The sequence below is a fragment of the Bizionia hallyeonensis genome, assembly GCF_042657385.1.
GTDB classification, from domain to species: domain Bacteria; phylum Bacteroidota; class Bacteroidia; order Flavobacteriales; family Flavobacteriaceae; genus Algorimicrobium; species Algorimicrobium hallyeonense.
Genome location: NZ_JBHSLA010000003.1, coordinates 480380 through 500502, shown reverse-complemented (window position 1 = coordinate 500502; position 20123 = coordinate 480380). Strand labels below are relative to the sequence as shown.

General features: G+C 35.1%; 17 protein-coding genes. 6 read left to right on the top strand and 11 right to left on the bottom strand.

Features of this window, described 5'->3' with window-relative positions; genetic code table 11:
• Positions 1 to 25 precede the first annotated feature (25 nt).
• Complete coding sequence (locus ACFPH8_RS10440; RefSeq protein WP_376860734.1) at positions 26 to 5155, top strand: DUF8202 domain-containing protein; 5130 nt, start codon at positions 26 to 28, stop codon at positions 5153 to 5155.
• Between the two features lie 88 nt (positions 5156 to 5243).
• Here ACFPH8_RS10440 and hisS read toward each other — a convergent pair whose 3' ends face one another.
• The 6 genes from hisS to rpsF form a co-directional block, all read right to left on the bottom strand.
• Positions 5244 to 6614, bottom strand: coding sequence for a histidine--tRNA ligase (hisS, locus tag ACFPH8_RS10435; RefSeq protein WP_376860732.1), 1371 nt, complete (start codon positions 6612 to 6614; stop codon positions 5244 to 5246).
• Between the two features lie 216 nt (positions 6615 to 6830).
• Complete coding sequence (locus ACFPH8_RS10430; protein WP_376860730.1) at positions 6831 to 7298, bottom strand: DUF6495 family protein; 468 nt, start codon at positions 7296 to 7298, stop codon at positions 6831 to 6833.
• Positions 7299 to 7321: 23 nt separating this feature from the next.
• Positions 7322 to 8263 carry a glycerophosphodiester phosphodiesterase family protein gene (locus tag ACFPH8_RS10425; protein WP_376860728.1) on the bottom strand — a complete coding sequence of 314 codons (942 nt, stop codon included), beginning with the start codon at positions 8261 to 8263 and terminating at the stop codon, positions 7322 to 7324.
• A gap of 59 nt (positions 8264 to 8322) precedes the next feature.
• Positions 8323 to 8784: a 50S ribosomal protein L9 gene (gene rplI, locus ACFPH8_RS10420; RefSeq protein WP_248400358.1), complete on the bottom strand. Its 462-nt coding sequence runs from the start codon at positions 8782 to 8784 to the stop codon at positions 8323 to 8325.
• Between the two features lie 13 nt (positions 8785 to 8797).
• Positions 8798 to 9097: a 30S ribosomal protein S18 gene (gene rpsR / locus ACFPH8_RS10415; RefSeq protein ID WP_197072705.1), complete on the bottom strand. Its 300-nt coding sequence runs from the start codon at positions 9095 to 9097 to the stop codon at positions 8798 to 8800.
• Positions 9097 to 9435 carry a 30S ribosomal protein S6 gene (rpsF, locus tag ACFPH8_RS10410; RefSeq protein ID WP_248400359.1) on the bottom strand — a complete coding sequence of 113 codons (339 nt, stop codon included), beginning with the start codon at positions 9433 to 9435 and terminating at the stop codon, positions 9097 to 9099. Before rpsF ends, rpsR begins: the two co-directional genes overlap by 1 nt.
• 211 nt (positions 9436 to 9646) lie before the next feature.
• Between rpsF and ACFPH8_RS10405 the strand changes: the two genes are divergently transcribed.
• Positions 9647 to 10342: a LytR/AlgR family response regulator transcription factor gene (locus tag ACFPH8_RS10405; protein WP_048331193.1), complete on the top strand. Its 696-nt coding sequence runs from the start codon at positions 9647 to 9649 to the stop codon at positions 10340 to 10342.
• A gap of 50 nt (positions 10343 to 10392) precedes the next feature.
• On the opposite strand, the gene priA is transcribed toward ACFPH8_RS10405, so the two are convergent.
• From priA to nadC, 3 genes are read right to left on the bottom strand one after another with little or no spacing between them, the layout of a single operon-like run.
• Positions 10393 to 12849, bottom strand: a complete 2457-nt coding sequence (gene priA, locus ACFPH8_RS10400) for a replication restart helicase PriA (protein ID WP_376860725.1) — start codon at positions 12847 to 12849, stop codon at positions 10393 to 10395.
• Position 12850: 1 nt separating this feature from the next.
• Complete coding sequence (locus ACFPH8_RS10395; RefSeq protein WP_376860723.1) at positions 12851 to 13780, bottom strand: YihY/virulence factor BrkB family protein; 930 nt, start codon at positions 13778 to 13780, stop codon at positions 12851 to 12853.
• Positions 13781 to 13817: 37 nt separating this feature from the next.
• Positions 13818 to 14675 (bottom strand): carboxylating nicotinate-nucleotide diphosphorylase, encoded by an 858-nt coding sequence (gene nadC, locus ACFPH8_RS10390; protein ID WP_376860721.1) that lies wholly within the window; start codon positions 14673 to 14675, stop codon positions 13818 to 13820.
• 54 nt (positions 14676 to 14729) lie between these two features.
• On the opposite strand from nadC, the gene ACFPH8_RS10385 reads away from it, so the two are divergent.
• The gene (locus tag ACFPH8_RS10385) at positions 14730 to 15560 is read left to right on the top strand and encodes a hypothetical protein (protein ID WP_376860719.1); all 831 of its coding nucleotides are present in this window, start codon (positions 14730 to 14732) and stop codon (positions 15558 to 15560) included.
• Positions 15561 to 15619: 59 nt separating this feature from the next.
• Positions 15620 to 16093 carry a 23S rRNA (pseudouridine(1915)-N(3))-methyltransferase RlmH gene (gene rlmH / locus ACFPH8_RS10380; RefSeq protein WP_376860717.1) on the top strand — a complete coding sequence of 158 codons (474 nt, stop codon included), beginning with the start codon at positions 15620 to 15622 and terminating at the stop codon, positions 16091 to 16093.
• An 8-nt stretch (positions 16094 to 16101) separates the two neighbouring features.
• On the opposite strand, the gene hpf is transcribed toward rlmH, so the two are convergent.
• Together hpf and ACFPH8_RS10370 are read right to left on the bottom strand one after the other, a co-directional pair.
• Entirely contained in the window at positions 16102 to 16401 is a 300-nt protein-coding gene (hpf, locus tag ACFPH8_RS10375) for a ribosome hibernation-promoting factor, HPF/YfiA family (RefSeq protein ID WP_248400365.1), read from the bottom strand.
• Between the two features lie 152 nt (positions 16402 to 16553).
• Entirely contained in the window at positions 16554 to 17549 is a 996-nt protein-coding gene (locus ACFPH8_RS10370; protein ID WP_248400366.1) for a DUF4421 family protein, read from the bottom strand.
• Between the two features lie 77 nt (positions 17550 to 17626).
• Here ACFPH8_RS10370 and ACFPH8_RS10365 point away from each other — a divergent pair, with 77 nt between their 5' ends.
• On the top strand, positions 17627 to 18202 hold the full coding sequence (locus ACFPH8_RS10365; protein ID WP_376860714.1) for a non-canonical purine NTP diphosphatase: 576 nt from the start codon (positions 17627 to 17629) through the stop codon (positions 18200 to 18202).
• A 331-nt stretch (positions 18203 to 18533) separates the two neighbouring features.
• Positions 18534 to 20114 carry a phytoene desaturase family protein gene (locus ACFPH8_RS10360; protein WP_376860712.1) on the top strand — a complete coding sequence of 527 codons (1581 nt, stop codon included), beginning with the start codon at positions 18534 to 18536 and terminating at the stop codon, positions 20112 to 20114.
• Positions 20115 to 20123 lie beyond the last annotated feature (9 nt).

Here is a 20123-nt window from a genome sequence, read left to right as displayed (position 1 = left end):
CCCAAAACTAATAAATTGACTACTTATGAAAAATTCTACTATCCAAGTACGAAAGTACCTATTACTATTTAGTGTACTTTTATTTTCAAGTTACTCATTCTCTCAAACAACCCTTTATTCCGAAAACTTCCAAAGTAGTTTTGGGGGCTGGACTGTTTCTTCGTCGGGATCTGGAACTGGTGAATGGTTAAGAGGCACAAACGTATCTCATAACACGGGTAATACGGGAAACTATATTCATTCTAGTAAATACACATCTCAATATAACAACAATACATTTATAACAGCAACTAGTCCTACCATAAACTTAAGTGGTTATACCAATCTAAATTTAGAAATTGATATCTGGTACGATACGGAAGCAGCCTGGGACGGCATGAAAATAGAGTACTCGCTTAATAACGGTTCTACTTGGAGTGATTTAGGATCTGTTACTAATACCAATTGGTATAATGACACGGATGTGGATGCCTTCAATAATGGTGAAGATGGTTGGTCAGGAAGTAGTGCAGGTTGGATAACACGAAATCTTAATTTGTCAACGGAGAATATAAATTTTGAAACGAGTACACAAGTTAGGTTTAGAATTTTATTTGCTTCCGATGGAAATGTGATTAGGACAGGTGTCGCTTTTGATGAAATATTAATTGAAGGAAACATAGCGGTTCCTCAACCAGAAATAGACATCACAGGACTAACAATCTCCATACCTGATGGTGATACTACACCATCTACTGCCGATGACACAGAATTTGGAACGGTAGGATCAGGATCTACAGCAGATCATACATTTACCATTCAAAACACAGGAACCGCTACGCTAAACTTAACAGGAGGCACACCACTTGTTGATATTTCTGGAAATGCAGCTTTTACCATTCTAACACAACCTGGAGGAAGTACCATTGCAGCTGGAAACAGTCGCACATTTGTCGTTCGCTTTGCACCATCAGCCGCTGGCACTGTAACTGCTCATATTTCGATAGAAAATAACGATAGCAACGAAAACCCATACAATTTTAGAGTACAAGGAACAGGCGTTGCACCATTAACGGAAGGTCCTGGTGGAGTCACTAGCGATTTAGCCCTATGGTTAAAAGGAACCGATGGTTTAGCGTACACAGACGGGCAACCAGTTTCCTTGTGGGCTGACCAAGGCCGCGGTGCTAACGCAACTGCTCCAACGGGATTAGAACCAACCTACCGCGATGCCCCTTTATTTAATGTTAATTTTAATCCTGTTGTAGATTTTGACAATGATTATGACACGGCAGGAGAAGATTTTGGTTATTCGGACACCAATAGAAATACATTAGTAGGAACAGAAGGTTTTTATACGCAAGATATGTTTATCGTGGTTATTCCTGATGTGAATGTAACTTCATCTTTAGCAAGTATGGATGTTTTTTGTGGAGATATTGATCCTGTAACTGATGAACGAGATGGATCTGGTATTGGCTATGGTAGATATTCTGTACGATTTGACAATGAAATTATCTCATATTGTGTTAATACAACATCAACTTCATCTGTACCAGTAGCTGATAGAGGTTACGGAATTGCACATACTGGCTTAACAGACAACTATAACAATGTAGGTATTATAAACTCTAAAAACAATTCAAACTCCCCTACAAGTAGTGTGTTATTATATAATGCTAATGACATAGGAAATACAGAAGTCGGAGTGCCACAATTTGAAAATGTTTCCAACTCTAGATACTTTTTAGGAAGAAGTGAAGCATTTAAAGGTAGTTATGAGGGTAGAATTGCTGAAGTAATCACCTATTCGGCTAAAAAAGATGATGCCAATCTCACCCAAGAACGCAACCGCATCCAATCCTATTTAGCCATTAAATATGGCATTACATTGGGGGTTAATGGTACATCCCAAGATTACGTAGATAGTGATGGAACATTGATTTGGGACGCTAATACGGGTACACCAGCAGAAGATGTTTTCAACTATGACATTGCCGGAATAGGTCGTGATGATGCATCTGATTTATTACAAAAACAATCTCGTAGTGTTAATAACGCTGTAGATGGTGGTTTTAGAGCACAAGGTGTTTTAACCATAGGTATGGGAGCTATTTCTAACACCAATAATTTAAATACCAATTCAGAATTAGAAGATAAAGAGTTCTTGGTTTGGGGTAATAATGGTATTGATTTAGATACAGCCTCACCAGATATTACGGTAAATATGAGTTCGTCTATTTCACCAGCTTTAACAACAGATGTGTCATTTTCTGCAATAAGCAGAACATGGAAGGTTGTCGAGAATGTTGGTTCTGGAGGTGATATTCCTTCTGTAGAAGTCGCAATTTTAAGAAGCGCTGTAAGAACTGCAACACCGCCTAACGGTCGTTATTTAATGTTTATTTCAGATACACCAAACTTTGATCCAACGGCCGATTACCGCGTTATGACAGAAGGCACAAACGAATTAGGTGAAGCTATTTTAAAAACGAATTATGATTTTGATGACACCAAATATATCACATTTGGTTGGGCACCAGAGCGTACCTTTGAGCGCTCCGTATATTTCAATGGAACATCAAACTATATGGACATGGAAAATGCTTTGGATGTTAACCCAACGGCCTTTACTATTTCATCATGGATTAGACGTGATGTAAACTCTTTGAACAAGTCTATCGTTTCAAAACGTGATGCCGCATTTACTGAAGGTTACGACTTAAAAATAAACGCTGTTGGTCAGTTTGAAGCGTCTTGGAAAACAGCTTCTGGAGCCATACAAACCACAACTTCTAATACCATTATCCCTGAAAATGAATGGCATCAAGTCGCTGTTATTTATCAAGGCGGAACTGCTTATATATATATTGATGGCATATTAGATAAACAAGCGGCCAAATCAGCTCCTAATAATACAGACCAATCGTTTTATATTGGCGCGGCATCTAAATTGACGCCTCAAGCATTTTTTAATGGAAATATAGACGAGGTACGTGTTTGGAATACAGCTTTAACGGTCAAACAATTGCGTTATATCATGAATCAGGAAATTGCAAACAACTCTGGATTTGTTGGAGGGGCTTATTTCTTGAGTAAAGGCGTAACACCTACAAAAGATGAAGTTGCTGCTATTCCTTGGTCTAGCTTGGCTGGTTATTACCCAATGTCTACTTACACGTATACCAACACGAAAGATGAATCTGGTAATGGCCACCAAGGTGCTTTACGTAGCTTAAGAACGGTAGATAGGCAAACTGCCCCATTACCTTATAAAACCATCGGTACGGGAACGAGTGATTGGAGCCTGCATACGACTTGGTTAAATGGAAATTTACAAACCATACCTGGCGCCAACTCAATAGTGGATAACACAATTACTGTAGACTGGAACATTGTTGAAGTTGCTGACAACGTAACTATGAGCAATAGCAGTTTAACAGCAGGAAATTTAGGAAACCGAAACCTATTAGCCTTATTTGTAGAGTCGAGTGAATTAACTTTAGACGGTGATAACACGACCGAAACAGGAAATGGTATTACAGTAACACACTACTTAAATTTATTAGGAAAAATAGATTTAGAAGGCGAATCGCAATTAATACAAACCATTGACAGTGATTTAAATGTTGGTATTTCGGGTTCTCTTGAAAAAGATCAGCAAGGTACACTTGATGTTTTCACATATAATTATTGGAGTGCGCCTGTAGGAAATACAGCAACGGCAAATCCAAATAATTTTAGTTATTCGTTGAATAATAACATTATGAAAGATGGTACATCATCAGGAGCACCTGCGAACATAACTTATGTAGGTGGATATAATGGTTCTAATAGTGATGCCGATCTTAAAATTGCTCATTATTGGATATGGAAATACAATAACCGTATTGCAGATAATTACGCGTCTTGGCAGCACGTTAGAAATACAGGAACATTATTAGCTGGAGAAGGCTTTACTATGAAAGGTGTTACCAATACTGCTGGTGTTGTTTCTTTAGAGCAAAACTATGTGTTTGACGGAAAACCAAATAACGGAAATGTTGGCTTAACCATTAATGCTGGAAATGAATATTTAGTAGGTAACCCCTATGCTTCTGCCATTGATGCGGAACAATTTATAACAGATAACGGCCCTACCATTTCAGGATCTGGAGCAAATCCAGCTATTAGTGGTACGCTATATTTCTGGGAACATTGGGGCGGCGGCTCACATGTTACCGCTGAATATCAAGGTGGTTACGGTACTTATAATTTCTCTGGTGGTACACCTGCCGCATCTATGGGTACTAATCATCCGGATGGTGGAACTGGTGGCACAGCTACTAAAATACCAGGACGTTATATTCCGGTTGGACAAGGTTTCTTTGTTGCCGGTGAGTCTAATGGTAGTGTGGTATTTAATAACGGACAACGGAGATTTCAAAAAGAAGGTGGTACAGGCTCTGTGTTTATGAGATCTACAGAAGATAATATTGATGTGGTTGATTCACGAATGAAAATCCGATTAGGTTTTAACTCCGTGAATACCATTCACAGACAATTATTAGTAACTGCTGATGATCGTGCTTCTATAGATTACGATTGGGGATTTGATGGCTTACTAAATGAAGTCCAAATAGACGAAATGGCCTGGGTAATTCATGCAGATAAGTACACAATTCAAGGCATTAATTCCTTTACGGAAGATACTGTGCTACCATTAAACATCGTAACTAGAGATGACGGGTTAAATAACATAACTATTGATAATTTAGAAAATATTCCAAGTGATTCAGAGATATATGTACATGATATTGCATTGGATATATACCATAACTTACGCACGGATGGTGACTATGAATTTTATTTAGATGCTGGCGAATATGCTGATCGTTTCGAAATTACATTTAGAGACGGCAACTCGTTAGGCACGGAAGATGTTACGGCGCAAGAAAACTTACAAGTTTACTTCGCGAACGCCAAAGGAAGCATCATTATTCACAACCCGAAAATGGTACGTTTAGATGCTGCTGAAATGTTCAATATTATAGGACAGTCTATAATTCGAGTTGATACTTTAGAAGATACAAACTATCAAGAAATTAAAGTGAATGGTTTAAGCACAGGTACCTATATCATTAATCTAGAAAAAACGGATGGTAGCATCCTGTCTAAAAAGGTAATAGTGAAATAGCCATAATACATGTCAAATAAAAAAGCCCTGAAAAGAAATTTTCAGGGCTTTTTTTTACAGCTAATTTTTGCTTCTAATTACAATAGCTTTAAGTTAATTTTTGAGTCAAAGCATCTAATGACAATTTAAATTGCTCACCTGAAATCATATTTTTTAATGTGTATGTGCCTTGCTCCATCTCGTTATCACCTACTAAAACCACAAAAGGAATGTGTCGCTTATTTGCGTGATTCATTTGCTTTTTCATTTTAGCATCATCAGGATATAATTCGGCATTAACACCTTGCAGGCGCAAATGCTTAATAGCTTTTAAACTAAACAGCGCTTCCGCTTCACCAAAATTGATAAACAACACATCAATATTTTTAGTCACCGTTTCTGGAAATAAATTCAGTTCTTCTAATACTAAATAAATGCGGTCTAACCCAAAACTAATTCCAACACCGCTTACGTCTTTAAGACCGAAAATTCCCGTTAAATCGTCATAACGACCACCACCACCAATGGATCCCATATTGACACCTTCTGGTGCAGAGACTTCATAAATAGCGCCTGTATAATAATTTAAACCACGTGCTAAAGTAACGTCCAATTGTAATTTGGCAGATTGTAGACCGAGTTCTGAAATGGCTTTATCAATAAATGCCAATTCTTCAATACCTTTTCTACCATCTTCTGAACTGTTTAAAATAGTTTTAAGTTGCTCTATTTGCGAATTGAAGTCGCCAGACAATGTAAACAACGGCTGTAATGTATTAATACCGTCTTGCGAAATGCCTTTTTCCAGCATTTCAGCTTTTACCTTCTCCTCGCCTATTTTGTCCAATTTATCTAAAGCAACCGTAAAGTCGATGAGTTTATCACTGGCACCAATAACTTCGGCAATACCCGATAATATTTTACGGTTGTTAATTTTTATGGTAACACCTTCCAGTTTTAATGCCGAAAAAACGCTGTCATATAATTGTACGAGTTCCACTTCTTGCCATAGGGAGGTAGATCCAACCACATCGGCATCACACTGGAAGAACTCTCTAAAACGTCCTTTTTGTGGTCTATCCGCGCGCCAGACTGGTTGCATTTGGTAGCGCTTAAATGGAAACTCAATCTCATTTTGGTGTTGTACCACGTAACGTGCAAAGGGAACGGTAAGATCGTAACGAAGCGCTTTTTCAGAAATGCTAGCTGTTATTTTATTAGAGTCCTTTTCAGAATACAACCCATCATCAACCTTATTCAAATAATCTCCAGAATTCAAAATCTTAAAAATCAACCGATCCCCTTCTTCGCCATATTTTCCCATAAGGGTATCCGAATTTTCAAAACTAGGGGTTTCTATAGGTTGAAATCCAAAAGTTTCAAATTGCTTTTGAATGGTTTGAAATATATAATTACGCTTGGCTACTTGCTCTGGATTAAAATCGCGTGTGCCTTTTGGAATGCTTGGTTTTTGTGCCATAATCTTTTACCACGAAAGTGGAAATCTCTTTTTAATCCCGACAAACATCAGGACTTATTCATACTAACTTCTTAACAAAAATAATTAATAATCAGCTGTCATTACGCTCTTTTTACTTTAAATAAGCGTAATTATCTTTTTAATAATTATTGGGAATCAATTCAACAAATTGCCACTTCTCTCCTATCGCAATTTTTCGCAAAGACAATGCTACTATTAATTAATCAGTCTATCTAAATACTGAAACAAGTCGCCTTTAGTAATTACACCGCCTTGTTGAATGAGTCGAAATTTATCGACATTTTTATCTTCTGAATACTCTTTTTTGGCTTGAAGAAACTCTACATCATCATCCATTAAGTTCTCACGCAACCAATTAAACCCGTCTGTTGTGGTTAAATCGATTGGGTTTTTAAGCTTCACAGCTATCAAGTGCATTATATCGTCTTTTAAATGAAATAAGTGCATTTGTTGTGGCGAAATATGCTCAATATATACGACTTTGTTTAAAACACCCTCCCAAACCAAATCACTAAACACGTCTAGTTCCTGTTCAGCCACTTCAGGTTTATTAATTTTAATATCGTTCCACTCATCGGCTGTGATGGTCTGTGTCGCTAGAAAATTTATAAACTCTTGATGTAATTCTTCAAATTGTTCTTTGGTTAATCTTGCGTATTTCATGGTACTAATTATTTATTATGCTATTATTTTAAAATATTCAAGGCGTTGGCAGCTTCAAATGGTCTATCGGTTGCAAAGACATCAATACCTAACTTTTGCCATTTCAAATAAAGAGAGTCGCCTTTGGTTTCCGCTTGCTTATCCAAGTTACCCAACGTTCCTAACATGGTTTTAATTCCTTTTTTATGCAACTTATTGTATAAGGTGGTATCAGATAATATGGTTCCCGTAAAAGCAATCATATTATGTGTAGGAATTTCAGATTCTAATAACCAATTTAATTCTTGTTGATTCCTAGCAGAAACAGACAATAATAAATCGGGTGCTAGTTGATATGCTTTATTAGCTTGTTCCATATCATACGTGATAATTATAGAAATATCTTCAGCGTTATTTTCGCGAATGGCTTGAATAACCTCCGCCACATCGACACTTTTCTTAATATCAATGGTTAATATGGCATTATTAGCTTTGGACCATTTAAGAACTTCTGTAAATTTTGGGATTCTAAAATTGGTGCGAGTTCCAAAGTCATCAATTAAATAAAAGGCTTGAAGCTCATTAAACGTATAGTTTGTTAATTTATCAGTTCCTGTGGTTGTACGATCCAATGTATGGTCATGCATTAAAACCAAGATGCCATCTTTAGTTTTAGCCACATCAATTTCAAAAACGGCTGCTATACTATCATTTACATATTTAATAGTTTCTAAACAGTTTTCGGGATAATTAGCCAATCCAACGCCACCTCTATGCACACTTATTAAAGGTGATGCTTGGGGTTGGTATTGAAAGGCTTTTATTAAAGCAGAAGGACTTAAAGTAGAACCAACCGCTTCTTTAGTTGGAAGGGATTGATTTGGTTCCTTTGTTTTATCCTTACATGAAAAAAGGACGAAAAAAACGAGTATGATTGATAATCTCATGGTAACAGGTTTCGGGTAATAATCTTTAAAAATGGCCATTAAAAAAACCGTTTAGAGCCATTCTAAACGGTTTTTATTATACTATGCAAAGTGTTAAATTACGCTTGTGCAATAACCTCGAATGGCAATTCTACAGTTACTTCTCTATGTAAACGAATAACCGCATCATATTGACCTAAACGCTTAATACTACCACCAGTGATAGTAATAAATTTCTTATCAATAGTGTGTCCTTCTTTTTCAAAAGCTTCAACTAAATCTGCTTTGGTAATTGAACCAAATAATTTATCACCAGCTGATGCACCTTCTGTAGCTTTAGCCGTAATCTTAATCTCTAAAGATTTGATAGCTTCAGCAATTTTAGTAGCGTCATCAATAATTTTCTTGTCTTTAAATGCACGTTGCTTTAAATTTTCAGCTAATACTTTCTTTGCAGAAGCAGTTGCTAAAATAGCTTGACCATGAGGAATTAAATAATTTCTCCCATAACCATTCTTTACAGTTACAACATCGTCTTTAAATCCTAGATTTTCAACGTCTTGTTTTAATATAAGTTCCATTGTTATGAGTGTTTTATTTTAATAAATCGGCCACGTATGGCATTAATGCTAAATGACGTGCTCTTTTTACAGCCACAGATACTTTTCTTTGGTATTTTAAAGAAGTTCCTGTTAAACGTCTTGGTAAAATTTTACCTTGTTCATTTACAAATCCTAATAACCAGTCTGGATTTTTATAATCCACATACTTGATACCAGATTTCTTAAAACGACAGTATTTTTTCGCTTTGTTGGTGTCTATATTTAACGGTGTTAAATATCTAATTTCACCGTCTTTTTTTCCTTTTGCTTGTTGCTCTATAGATGACATAATTACGCTTTTTCTTTAAGTTTAACTCTTCTTCTTTCTGCCCAAGCTACAGCATGCTTATCTAAAGCTACCGTTAAGTAACGCATAAAACGCTCATCACGTCTAAACTCTACTTCTAATGGATTGATAACTTCGCCATCAACTTGATATTCGAATAAGTGATAAAAACCACTTTTTTTGTTTTGAATTGGGTAGGCTAATTTTTTTAAGCCCCAATCCTCTTTGGATATCATCTTCGCTCCTTTAGAAACAAGAAAATCTTCGTATTTCTGTACTGTTTCCTTTATCTGAACTTCAGATAAAACGGGATTTAAGATGAAAACAGTTTCATAATGATTCATAAAAATCTAAATTTTATAGTTAAAAATGGGTGCAAAAGTAATTATTTATTTCATATATTACAACATAATTTCAAAGTATATTCATATTTTAATTATTTAAACGAATTCCTGTTAATGAAATGTTAAATTAAACGTTTTATCGGTGTTATTTGGTTTTTAACCGAATTTTTTGTACTATTGTCGATATCTTAACCGAAATAAACATAATGTTATGACATTAAACTGTGTAGTAGTTGACGACTCCGCGATACAACGTCTCTCGATTGTTAAATTAATTGAAAATCACCCATCTCTTAATTTAATTGCCGAATACAATAGTGCGTTGGAAACCAAAAACGGATTAAATACCCATAAAGTAGACTTAATTTTCTTGGATATTGAAATGCCTGTATTAAATGGTTTTGAATTGTTGGATGTATTAAACAACAAACCCCAAATTATTTTTGTAACTGGTAAAACGGAATACGCCTTTAAAGCATTTAATTACGATGCAACGGATTATTTACACAAACCTATTACACGAGAGCGCTTTAACACAGCTGTTGATAAAGCCGTTGAACAGCATAAACTTAAATTAGATTTTAACGAAACGGAAGGTGAACACATTTTTGTGAAAAGTAACCTAAAAAAACGTAAAGTTTATATTAAAGACATTAAATGGATTGAAGCACTTGGCGATTATGTAAAATTAGTTACCGAAGAAACCAGCCTTGTTGTCCTTTCTACGATGAAAGCTTTTGAACACGAACTTCCTGAAGGGAAATTTTTACGTATTCATAAATCGTATATCGTGAATTTAGATAAAGTGGACCGTTTTAATAGTAAAAACGTGGAAGTTGGCGCTTATGAAATTCCTTTAAGTCGAAATAAAAAGACCCAATTGGTCGATGCACTAAACAATATTTAATAAAATTCCTGATGTAAACATCAGGATTTTTTTTGCTTTGTAATGCTCTGCTAATAATTATCTACATTCAGAATGACGCGAATTGGCCTAAAATCCTTTACGCTTGAAAAACTCGTGTTAATTTTTAAAATAGCCGCTTTTGTTTTGGCTAATGATTGCTTATTCGGAATTTTAACCAATATATTTTTATGATATTGATTTCTAATTCTAGAAACTGGCGGAAATTCTGGCCCTAAAACATACTGCTTAAAAACCTGTCGTAAGGATTTAGCATACCAATCGGCACCAACATTCACCTTATTATAATCACGGTGTTTTAGGGTGATTTTTATCAAACGATAAACCGGTGGATATTTAAAATTATAGCGGTCGTCCATCTGCTCTTTAAACATTTTCAAATAGTTATTAGTAGAAACCTGTTGCAAAATATTATGATGCGGATTATAGGTTTGGATTAATACCTTCCCACGCTTATCTGTACGTCCTGCACGTCCTGAAACCTGCAATAGTAACTGAAAACTACGTTCATGGGCTCTGAAGTCTGGAAAATTAAGCATGTTATCAGCATTCATAACACCAACTAATTTTACGTTTCTAAAGTCTAATCCTTTGGTAAGCATTTGTGTTCCCACTAAAATATCCACTTCTTGATTTTCAAAGGTGGTAATAATTTTTTCATAGCCATACTTACCTCGTGTGGTGTCTAAATCCATACGCGCTACTTTATGATTTGGAAACAGGATGCTTACCTCCTTCTCTACCTGTTCGGTTCCGAAACCTTTATTATCTAATTCCACGCTACCACAAGCTCCGCATTTTTTAATCATGACACTGTGATACCCGCAATAGTGACAACGCAACTGATCGCGATATTGATGATAGGTTAAACTCACGTCACAACTTGGACATTGCGGCGAATGCCCACAGGTTTCACATTCAATAATTGGCGAATACCCTCTCCGGTTTTGAAATAAGATAATTTGATGACCATCCTCTAAAGTTTCTGTCATTTCTTCTATTAACCGATCACTGAAATGGCCTTTCATCCGTTTGCGCTTCTGCTTGTCCTTTATATCTACCAATTCAATATCAGGCATCAAGACATCATTAAAACGGGTGGTTAATTCTACCAATCCATATTTTTGCTGTTGCGCATTAAAATAGCTTTCCAAGCTTGGTGTTGCTGAACCTAATAATGTTTTGGTTTTGAAAACACTTGCTAAAACAATTGCGGTATCCCGGGCATGATATCGTGGTGCAGGATCAAATTGTTTGTAGGACTGTTCGTGCTCTTCATCCACAATTATTAAACCTAAATCGTGAAAAGGTAACAACACAGACGATCGCGCACCCAAAATAACTTGGGCTTTTGGGGAGTTACTTAAAACCTGATTCCAAACCTCAACACGTTCGTTGCTGGAATATTTAGAATGGTAAACAGCCACTTGCTCGCCAAAATAATTCTGTAATCTAGATACTAATTGCGTGGTAAGCGCAATTTCCGGCAATAAATACAAAACCTGTTTTCCTTGCTGTAATGCATTTTCAATAAGCTTGACATAAATTTCTGTTTTCCCAGATGATGTTACGCCATGTAGCAAAACAATATTCTGACTTTGGAAGGATTCTAAAATATCTTTCATAGCCACGTCTTGTGCCTCGTTTAAATTCTTGGAACCTTCCGTTTCCTGATCGTCATATTGCACACGGTCTCTTTGTACAAAATACTCCTCCAGAATCTCCTTATCTATCAACGACTTTACAATGGCTGATGAGCTGTTGCTAGCGGTGGTTAAATCGGAAACTGGAATGGGTTTTTTCGATTTAGCGGTTAATGAAAACAGGGTCATTACTACATCGCGTTGTTTGGGCGCGCGACTTAATTCTTCTAATAACTCCTGTAAAGCAGTTTGGGAATGAAACGTATTTTTAAGTTTCACATAACGGACCAATTTAGGTTTATATTTATCGAAAATTTCTTCATGAACTGAAATCGCTTCTTTTTCTAACAAGCGTTTCACTAATGGAAGCACATTTTTTTTATCGACAATATTACTAATGTCTTGTATTTTTAGTGAGGTTTGATGCTGTAATGCTTCGTAGATCAGGAATTCGTCATCCTTTAAATCGGCCTCATTAATTTCCAAAGTCATATTTTTGGAAATAATGGTTTCACTATCTAAAATAAAAGCACCCGGAAGGGCAGCTCGCATCACATCGCCCACTGTGCACATATAATAGTGGGACATCCATTCCCATAAACGGAATTGCGCTTGAGTAACAATTGGTGTTTCGTCTAAAATTTGATGAATATCTTTCGCTTCATAAATTAATGGTTCGTTGGTATGGATAGCTTGAACAATTCCGGTGTAAATTTTACTTTTTCCAAAAGGAACAGACACACGCATACCAGGCTTAATAAATTCTGATTCGGCAATTGTTATACGATACGTAAAGCTCTTTTCAAGCGGAATAGGCAATATAACGTCTATAAAAAAATCCTTCATATTAAAACCCTTTTCTTAAACGATTCAAGGAGGCATTTAATTCATAGCCCATGAGTAGAATATTACTATTTAGCCACAGGTAAAAAAGCAATATTAAAAGTGCACCAATGGAGCCGTAAAGCTTATTATATTGTGAGAAATTAGTGATATATAACCCGAAAAAATAAGAGGTTACAATTATCAATAAAGTTGTAAATAAAGCACCAATGGAAAAGAACCTAGACTCCTTCCCTTCCCTGGTCCCAAAATAATACAAGGTGGCCACTGCTAAATAAATCATGATTACAAAAAACACATATTTAACAATAGGCACCCAAATAACAGTACTTTCTGCATCCACATAACCATAAGCTTGTAAATTACCTATTATATAAATTTGAAAATACCCAAAAAATGCGACGGTAAGAATGGAAAGAAACGCAAGAATTAACGCGACTCCCAAGGCATACATATATTGTTTAAAAATATTTCGGCTTAATTGTTCATGATAGGAGCTTTCAAAACCAGCAAAAACGGCATTAATTCCATTGGCCATTAAAGCAATAGACACTAAAAAAACGGATGATAAAAACCCACCACGTTCTGTACTATCAATGTTTTCAAAAATATTAGCAAAGAAAAAATCGGATGTACTTGGTGGTAAAAACGAATTTAGAAACCGTTGAAATTCTATTTTAAAATCGTCTATAGGTATGTAAGGAATAACAATCAATACAAATAATAGAAACGGAAAAATAGCCGTAAAAAAGTTGAAAGCAATGGCACTGGCTCGTGTGGTTAGGGCACCTTTAACAATACCAATTGTGTAGAGTTCCATTAAATCATACAAGGACAAACCTTCCAACCCTGGCAGCTTGAATTTCTTTAAAAATTTAACCAACAGATTGACAATAGGTATATTGGCCAATTTATCTTCTACAGGTTTTGACATTTAGGGTTCAATTTTATTTAGAGCGTTTTACAGTAAATTAAACAGCCTTTAAGCTTAAATCCATATTATAAACGGAATGCGTTAAGGCACCTGATGAAATATAATTAACGCCACATTCGGCATAGTTTCTAATGGTCTGCTCATTAATACCACCAGAACTTTCTGTTAAACATGTGTTGCCAATTAGCGCCACAGCCTTTTTGGTATCTTGATAATTAAAGTTGTCTATTAAAATACGATACACACCTTCAGTTTTTAAAATTTCTCGTATTTCATCCAAATTTCTAGCTTCCACAATAATTTTTAAATCGCGATTGGTATCTTTTAAATATTGCTTGGTTTTTTCAATGGCTTTAGTAATACCTCCTGCAAAATCTATGTGATTATCTTTAAGCATAATCATATCATACAAGGCAAACCGATGATTTTCACCACCTCCAATTTTTACAGCCCATTTTTCTAGTGCGCGAATACCAGGTGTTGTTTTTCGGGTATCTAAAACTTTGGTGCCAGTGCCTTCTAGCAAATCTACAAATTGCTTGGTTTTTGTTGCAATAGCACTCATGCGTTGCATGGCATTTAAAACTAATCGTTCGGCTTTTAATATAGACTGTGAAGATCCTTCCACATAAAAAACAATGTCGCCATAATTAACGGGGCTACCATCTTTAATGTGTGTTTCTACCTTTAGGTCTTTATCAATATAGGCAAATACTTGTTTTGCAAATTCTACACCAGCAATAATACCCTTATCTTTTACTAGTAACTTGGCTTTTCCCGTTGCTTCTGCAGGAATGCAGGCTAATGAGCTATGATCACCATCACCAACGTCTTCACGGATGGCATTGGTTATTATTAAGTCTATTTCTGTATTAAATTGGTCTTGGGTTATCATTTTTTGTTATTTTAGACACTACGAAAATATAGCATTTTTAATTAAACCCTACTTATGAACATAAAAAAATTAGCTTTTACACTGTTTACTATTTTTATTGGTCTTCATGTATATTCACAAAAAGAAATATACATGGATGAGAATATGAAAGAGATAGACGTCTTAACATACTCAAAAAAATGTAGTTTGCAAGCTTTCAAATGTATTCAATATGATTTAGATACTTTAAAAATCAATAAAGTGCTTCCTAAATTCCACTTCGGAAAAATAGACCCAACGGCCTACACACAAATAAGAAAGTTATTAATGCGTGATTCTAAAAAAATTATAAAGCCTAATAAAACGCTTATTGTTAAGTTCTATGATTCAATATTGCCTTTTGAAAAAGCATTGGCTAATTATAATAGACACATGCGAATAGTCCATGATCTTAACCTAGACTCTACCAAATCAATAAACTCTAGACATTCTAAGCTGACAGAAAAATCGTATATTAAAGATCGGAAGGATTTTATTAAGAGAAGTAAAAAATGTAAAAAGAAATTTGAAAAACGTTTTAATTCTGAAATCTTTTATTTAGTAGATGAAAGCAATGGATTAGCCAATACGTACACCAATTTTAATTGGATTGCAGATAACGGCTTTTTTAAAAACAACTTCTTCAAAATTAGGAGTCACTATAGTACTGTTTTTATAAAACCTGATGGCGAATATTTCTTGATTGGCACACATTTTCCGGACAGATCCGCTAATAAACTATTAGAAACAGATAATTGGTCCAAATATAAAAAGGATTGGCAAAAGACTTTAACCACAGAACGATTTAAGGGGTCTGGAATTTTTCAACATGAACTCTATTACAGTCATAAAGCCCATTGCTTTTAAGTCATTCACCAGCACGAAATTAAATTATTTAATCACCGAAAATATTCTTTAAATCGCACATGACTATAAAACTTCTTGCCATAGGCAAAACCGACAATAAACAACTACAAATCTTGATAGATGATTACCAAAAGCGACTATCTCATTATATCAAGTTTGAATTTGAAATAATTCCAGATTTAAAAAAGGTAAAGAATTTAAGTGAAGCCCAACAAAAAGACAAGGAAGGCCAACTGATTCTCTCCAAACTCAACCCTACAGACACACTTATTTTATTAGATGAAAATGGGAAGCAAATGCATTCCGTTGCCTTTTCAGAATACGTGCAGAAGTATATGAATTCTGGAATAAAGCAATTGGTTTTTGTTATTGGTGGCCCTTATGGATTTTCGGAAGCAGTATATGCAAAGGCTCAAGGTAAGTTGTCATTATCCAAAATGACATTTTCTCACCAGATGATACGGTTGTTTATGGTAGAGCAGTTATATCGTGCATTTACCATATTAAAAAACGAACCGTATCACCATAGGTAAGATGTTTGTTATTTAACAGAAAAGGTGTGTTTCCGTTTTTTAAGTTGTTTCTCTAAATCGCTGATGGTTTCTTTTACAGATGCTTCAAAATTCTTTTCATTTGAAATAGCATAAATTCGAGGTCCTGGCAAACTTAATTCCATACTACAAATATAGCCTTCTTCTTTGGTGCTGTTTTCTTTTTTAAATTGAACATCGCAATTAATTAACCAATCGTATTTTTTTATAAGCGATTGTAATTTTTCTTTAGTAAAGGCAGTCAAAGCTTCACTTGTATCTAGGTTAACGTATTGAAAGTTTATTGTCATAATTATAAGTTTTTTGGATTGTTTATATTCAAATGTACTATCTATAAGTGTATATAAATATGATATGTATCATATATTTAAATATGAAGCACACCATTTATATAAAAATACCAATTATTTAGTATTTCCACTTCATTTTATAAAAGGATTAACTATTTATTCTTCTTTTTGGCCCATAACTTATAGCCAAAAGCCAATTTAGCTTTACTTAAACTAAAGAGTTGTTTATTGTCAAAATCCAAGCTTGTAGAATAGGCACTGCCATTATAAATAAGACTCACATAGTAGCGTTCCGCATTATAGGCTAATGCCGCCGTGTAATCAATTTTATATAGCATTGGGTTAGATGGTCTGTAGGTGTCGTCTGGAATGGTTACGCGTTTATTCATAACGGCAATACCTGGCATGACATTAAATGAAGCTATCAGGTTTTTTGGCAACATAAAAGCTGAAATAAATCCGGCTAATACTCCTATTCCATGAGAACTATATCGTTTTATATTAGCTTGCTCATTGTAAAACAAGGCGCCTTCATCGGACAAAATTGTTTCATCTCCTGAAAAGTAATCGAAAACAGCAAAGGTTCCTAAACCACCCGTTATATGGACATTTTTATTGCGTTTTGAAACACCCGCTTTTAGCATGGCATACGAAAATTCAATTTCAGACAATGTAAAGAGGTAGTTAAAACCTACGGTTGCCGACTTGATATCGCCTCTAAAAATGGTAGGTTCATTATAGTTATTTTTTACATTATACCCTTTGTATGTTTGCACATAGAAATTAACAAAATGATTCTTACCAATAATGGTTGTGCCTTGCATATCAAACTTATTAGTAATCCTATCCTTATTATTTTTCAGGTTAAAGGCAATATCAACTACTATTTTTCTACTAGCAAAACCAACACCAATACCAAATGGGTTACTTGGAATAAACCGTGTTTTTGAATCGTCATCGCGAAGTGTAAAACGTTTAACTTTGTAATTTGAAAACAGCCGCACCGAATAATTTTCTAAATCCCGATCAATAAATAAGCTATCCACTACCTTATAAACCTTGGTGGAATCGACGTCTTTCAATATTTGCGATTGCATGGAAAAAGAGCCAAAAAATAATATTGTAAAAAGAAAAAATATGAAGCGCATAAAGAGGTTTAAGTTTATCTGATATCAGATTTTAAAGTACATTTGCTATTAGCTAAATATACTTTAAATAATAGAATATGCAACTCGTTTTCGCTACAAACAACTTAAATAAATTAAAAGAAGTTCAACAATTAATTCCCCAGCATATTACGCTATTGAGTTTGAAAGACATAGGTTGCGATGTGGATATTCCAGAAACCCAAAACACCATTGAAGGTAATGCCATCCAGAAAGCGAATTATATAAAAACCCACTATGGTTATAACTGTTTTGCTGATGATACGGGTTTGGAAGTTGAAGCTTTGCATGGCGAACCTGGTGTTTATTCTGCACGTTACGCAGGTGAACAACGCGATGCCCATGATAATATGAACAAACTCCTAACTAACTTAAAAAACGAAGCCAACCGGAATGCCCAATTTAAAACCGTTGTTGCTTTACACTTAAATGGAACGATAGAAACCTTTACAGGTATTTGTAAAGGTAGTATAACTGAAACCAAATCTGGAACTGACGGTTTTGGTTACGATCCTATTTTTAAAGCGGAAGGCTACAACCAAACCTTTGCTGAAATAGCTTTAGATGAAAAAAACCGCATTGGTCATCGTGGAAAAGCAGTCAGGCAATTGGTGGCCTTTTTGAATGGGTTGTGAAAAAATACCTAGAACTACGTTTTGGCAAACTTATTTAAAATGAATAGATTTGGTATATATATAATTAGTATCTAGCATTTTAGCTATATTCAAATGTTATACTTAATTATAACCAACCGCTAAACAATGATTAAATTCTTCAGAAAAATTCACCAAAACTTGTTTATGGAAAACAAAACTGAAAGACCTGTTTTGCCGGCAGGTAGGCCACTTCTGAAGTACCACTTCTGAAAACATAAAATATCCAACCTGTTATATTCGTTTCAATTAATACGGAACATATTTCTTTAAAACTGCTTTAATTATAGTATTTTGGTTGAAAATATATTAGATGGTCCAATCCTATAAGCAAAAACCTCAATTACAAAAAACTTACGATACGATTATAATTGGATCTGGTATGGGCGGATTAGCAACAGCTGCTATTTTAGCCAAAGAAGGACATAAGGTTTTGGTTTTAGAACGTCATTACACAGCTGGTGGTTTTACACATATTTTTAAACGTAAAGGCTTTGAGTGGGATGTGGGAATTCATTATATAGGAAACGTGCAAAGCGAAAAAAGTATCCTACGCAAAATTTTTAATTATGTCAGTGATAGTCAATTGGAATGGGCAGATATGGGCCCCGTCTATGACCGTATTATTATTGGTGATAAGCCTTACCACTTTGTAAAAGGTGTTTCTAATTTTAAAGAAAGTATGATAGCGGCGTTTCCTGATGAAGAACATGCCATAAACACCTATGTTGATACCGTTTTTAAAGCTGCTAAAACAAGTAGAAATTTCTACCTAACCAAAGCCATTCCGCCGTTTTTAAACAGGTTAATTGGCTGGTATTTAAAACGTCCATTTCATAAATTTTCAGATCAAACAACCTATGAAGTACTGCGCTCTATCACCGATAATGAAGCTTTAATAAAAGTATTAACAGGTCAGTATGGCGATTATGGATTACCGCCAAAACAAAGTAGTTTTTCCATGCATGCTTCCGTTGCCTGTCACTATTTTGACGGTGGTAGTTTCCCTATTGGTGGTTCTTCTCAAATTGTAAAAACTATCGACCCTGTAATTGCGGCTTCTGGTGGTACTATTTTAGTAAGTGCTGAAGTTAAGGAAGTTATCATTAAAAACAACAAGGCCATTGGTGTGCAAATGAAAGATGGTCATGTTTTCAAGGCCAAAAACATTGTAAGTAGTGCTGGAATTGTAACCACCTACACCACATTATTACCCGAAGCTACGGTTATAAAACACAAACTAAATAAACAGTTACAACAAGTAAAACCATCAGTAGCGCATGTAAGCTTATATTTAGGATTAGAAGGTACGCCTGAAGCGCTGCAAATTCCGAAAACAAATCAATGGATATATCCAGCGGAAGGCGATCATGATACTTGCGTTGAAAATTATTTAAACGATTTATCACAACCTTTCCCTGTGGTTTATATTTCATTTCCTTGTGCTAAAGATCCGGATTGGTCTAATAGATATCCTGGAAAAAGCAGCATTGATATAATTACACTTATTCCCTATGAAACTTTTGAAAAATGGTCGGATACCTCCTGGAAAAAAAGAGGTGATGATTACGAAGCCATTAAGGAAAATATTACCAATAGACTCTTAACAGAATTATATAAACAATTACCGCAAGTGGAAGGCAAAATTGTTCATCAAGAATTATCCACACCATTAACAACCAAACATTTTGTTAATTATCAAACAGGCGAAATTTACGGATTGGACCACACGCCTTCCCGTTTCAGACAACCTTTTTTAAAACCAAGAACACCTATAAAAAACTTTTACCTAACGGGTCAAGACATTGTCACAGCAGGTGTTGCAGGCGCATTGTTTTCAGGTGTACTTACTAGTATTGCCATTACTGGAAAAAATATTTTAAGCAAGGTGTAGATTACAAAC

Coding starts and splice junctions, on each gene's coding strand:
- ACFPH8_RS10440 (WP_376860734.1), top strand. CDS start 26: ATGAAAAATTCTACTATCCAAGTACGAAAGTACCTATTACTATTTAGT.
- hisS (WP_376860732.1), bottom strand. CDS start 6,614: ATGGCACAAAAACCAAGCATTCCAAAAGGCACACGCGATTTTAATCCA.
- ACFPH8_RS10430 (WP_376860730.1), bottom strand. CDS start 7,298: ATGAAATACGCAAGATTAACCAAAGAACAATTTGAAGAATTACATCAA.
- ACFPH8_RS10425 (WP_376860728.1), bottom strand. CDS start 8,263: ATGGCCATTTTTAAAGATTATTACCCGAAACCTGTTACCATGAGATTA.
- rplI (WP_248400358.1), bottom strand. CDS start 8,784: ATGGAACTTATATTAAAACAAGACGTTGAAAATCTAGGATTTAAAGAC.
- rpsF (WP_248400359.1), bottom strand. CDS start 9,435: ATGAATCATTATGAAACTGTTTTCATCTTAAATCCCGTTTTATCTGAA.
- ACFPH8_RS10405 (WP_048331193.1), top strand. CDS start 9,647: ATGACATTAAACTGTGTAGTAGTTGACGACTCCGCGATACAACGTCTC.
- priA (WP_376860725.1), bottom strand. CDS start 12,849: ATGAAGGATTTTTTTATAGACGTTATATTGCCTATTCCGCTTGAAAAG.
- ACFPH8_RS10395 (WP_376860723.1), bottom strand. CDS start 13,780: ATGTCAAAACCTGTAGAAGATAAATTGGCCAATATACCTATTGTCAAT.
- nadC (WP_376860721.1), bottom strand. CDS start 14,675: ATGATAACCCAAGACCAATTTAATACAGAAATAGACTTAATAATAACC.
- ACFPH8_RS10385 (WP_376860719.1), top strand. CDS start 14,730: ATGAACATAAAAAAATTAGCTTTTACACTGTTTACTATTTTTATTGGT.
- rlmH (WP_376860717.1), top strand. CDS start 15,620: ATGACTATAAAACTTCTTGCCATAGGCAAAACCGACAATAAACAACTA.
- hpf (WP_248400365.1), bottom strand. CDS start 16,401: ATGACAATAAACTTTCAATACGTTAACCTAGATACAAGTGAAGCTTTG.
- ACFPH8_RS10370 (WP_248400366.1), bottom strand. CDS start 17,549: ATGCGCTTCATATTTTTTCTTTTTACAATATTATTTTTTGGCTCTTTT.
- ACFPH8_RS10365 (WP_376860714.1), top strand. CDS start 17,627: ATGCAACTCGTTTTCGCTACAAACAACTTAAATAAATTAAAAGAAGTT.
- ACFPH8_RS10360 (WP_376860712.1), top strand. CDS start 18,534: ATGGTCCAATCCTATAAGCAAAAACCTCAATTACAAAAAACTTACGAT.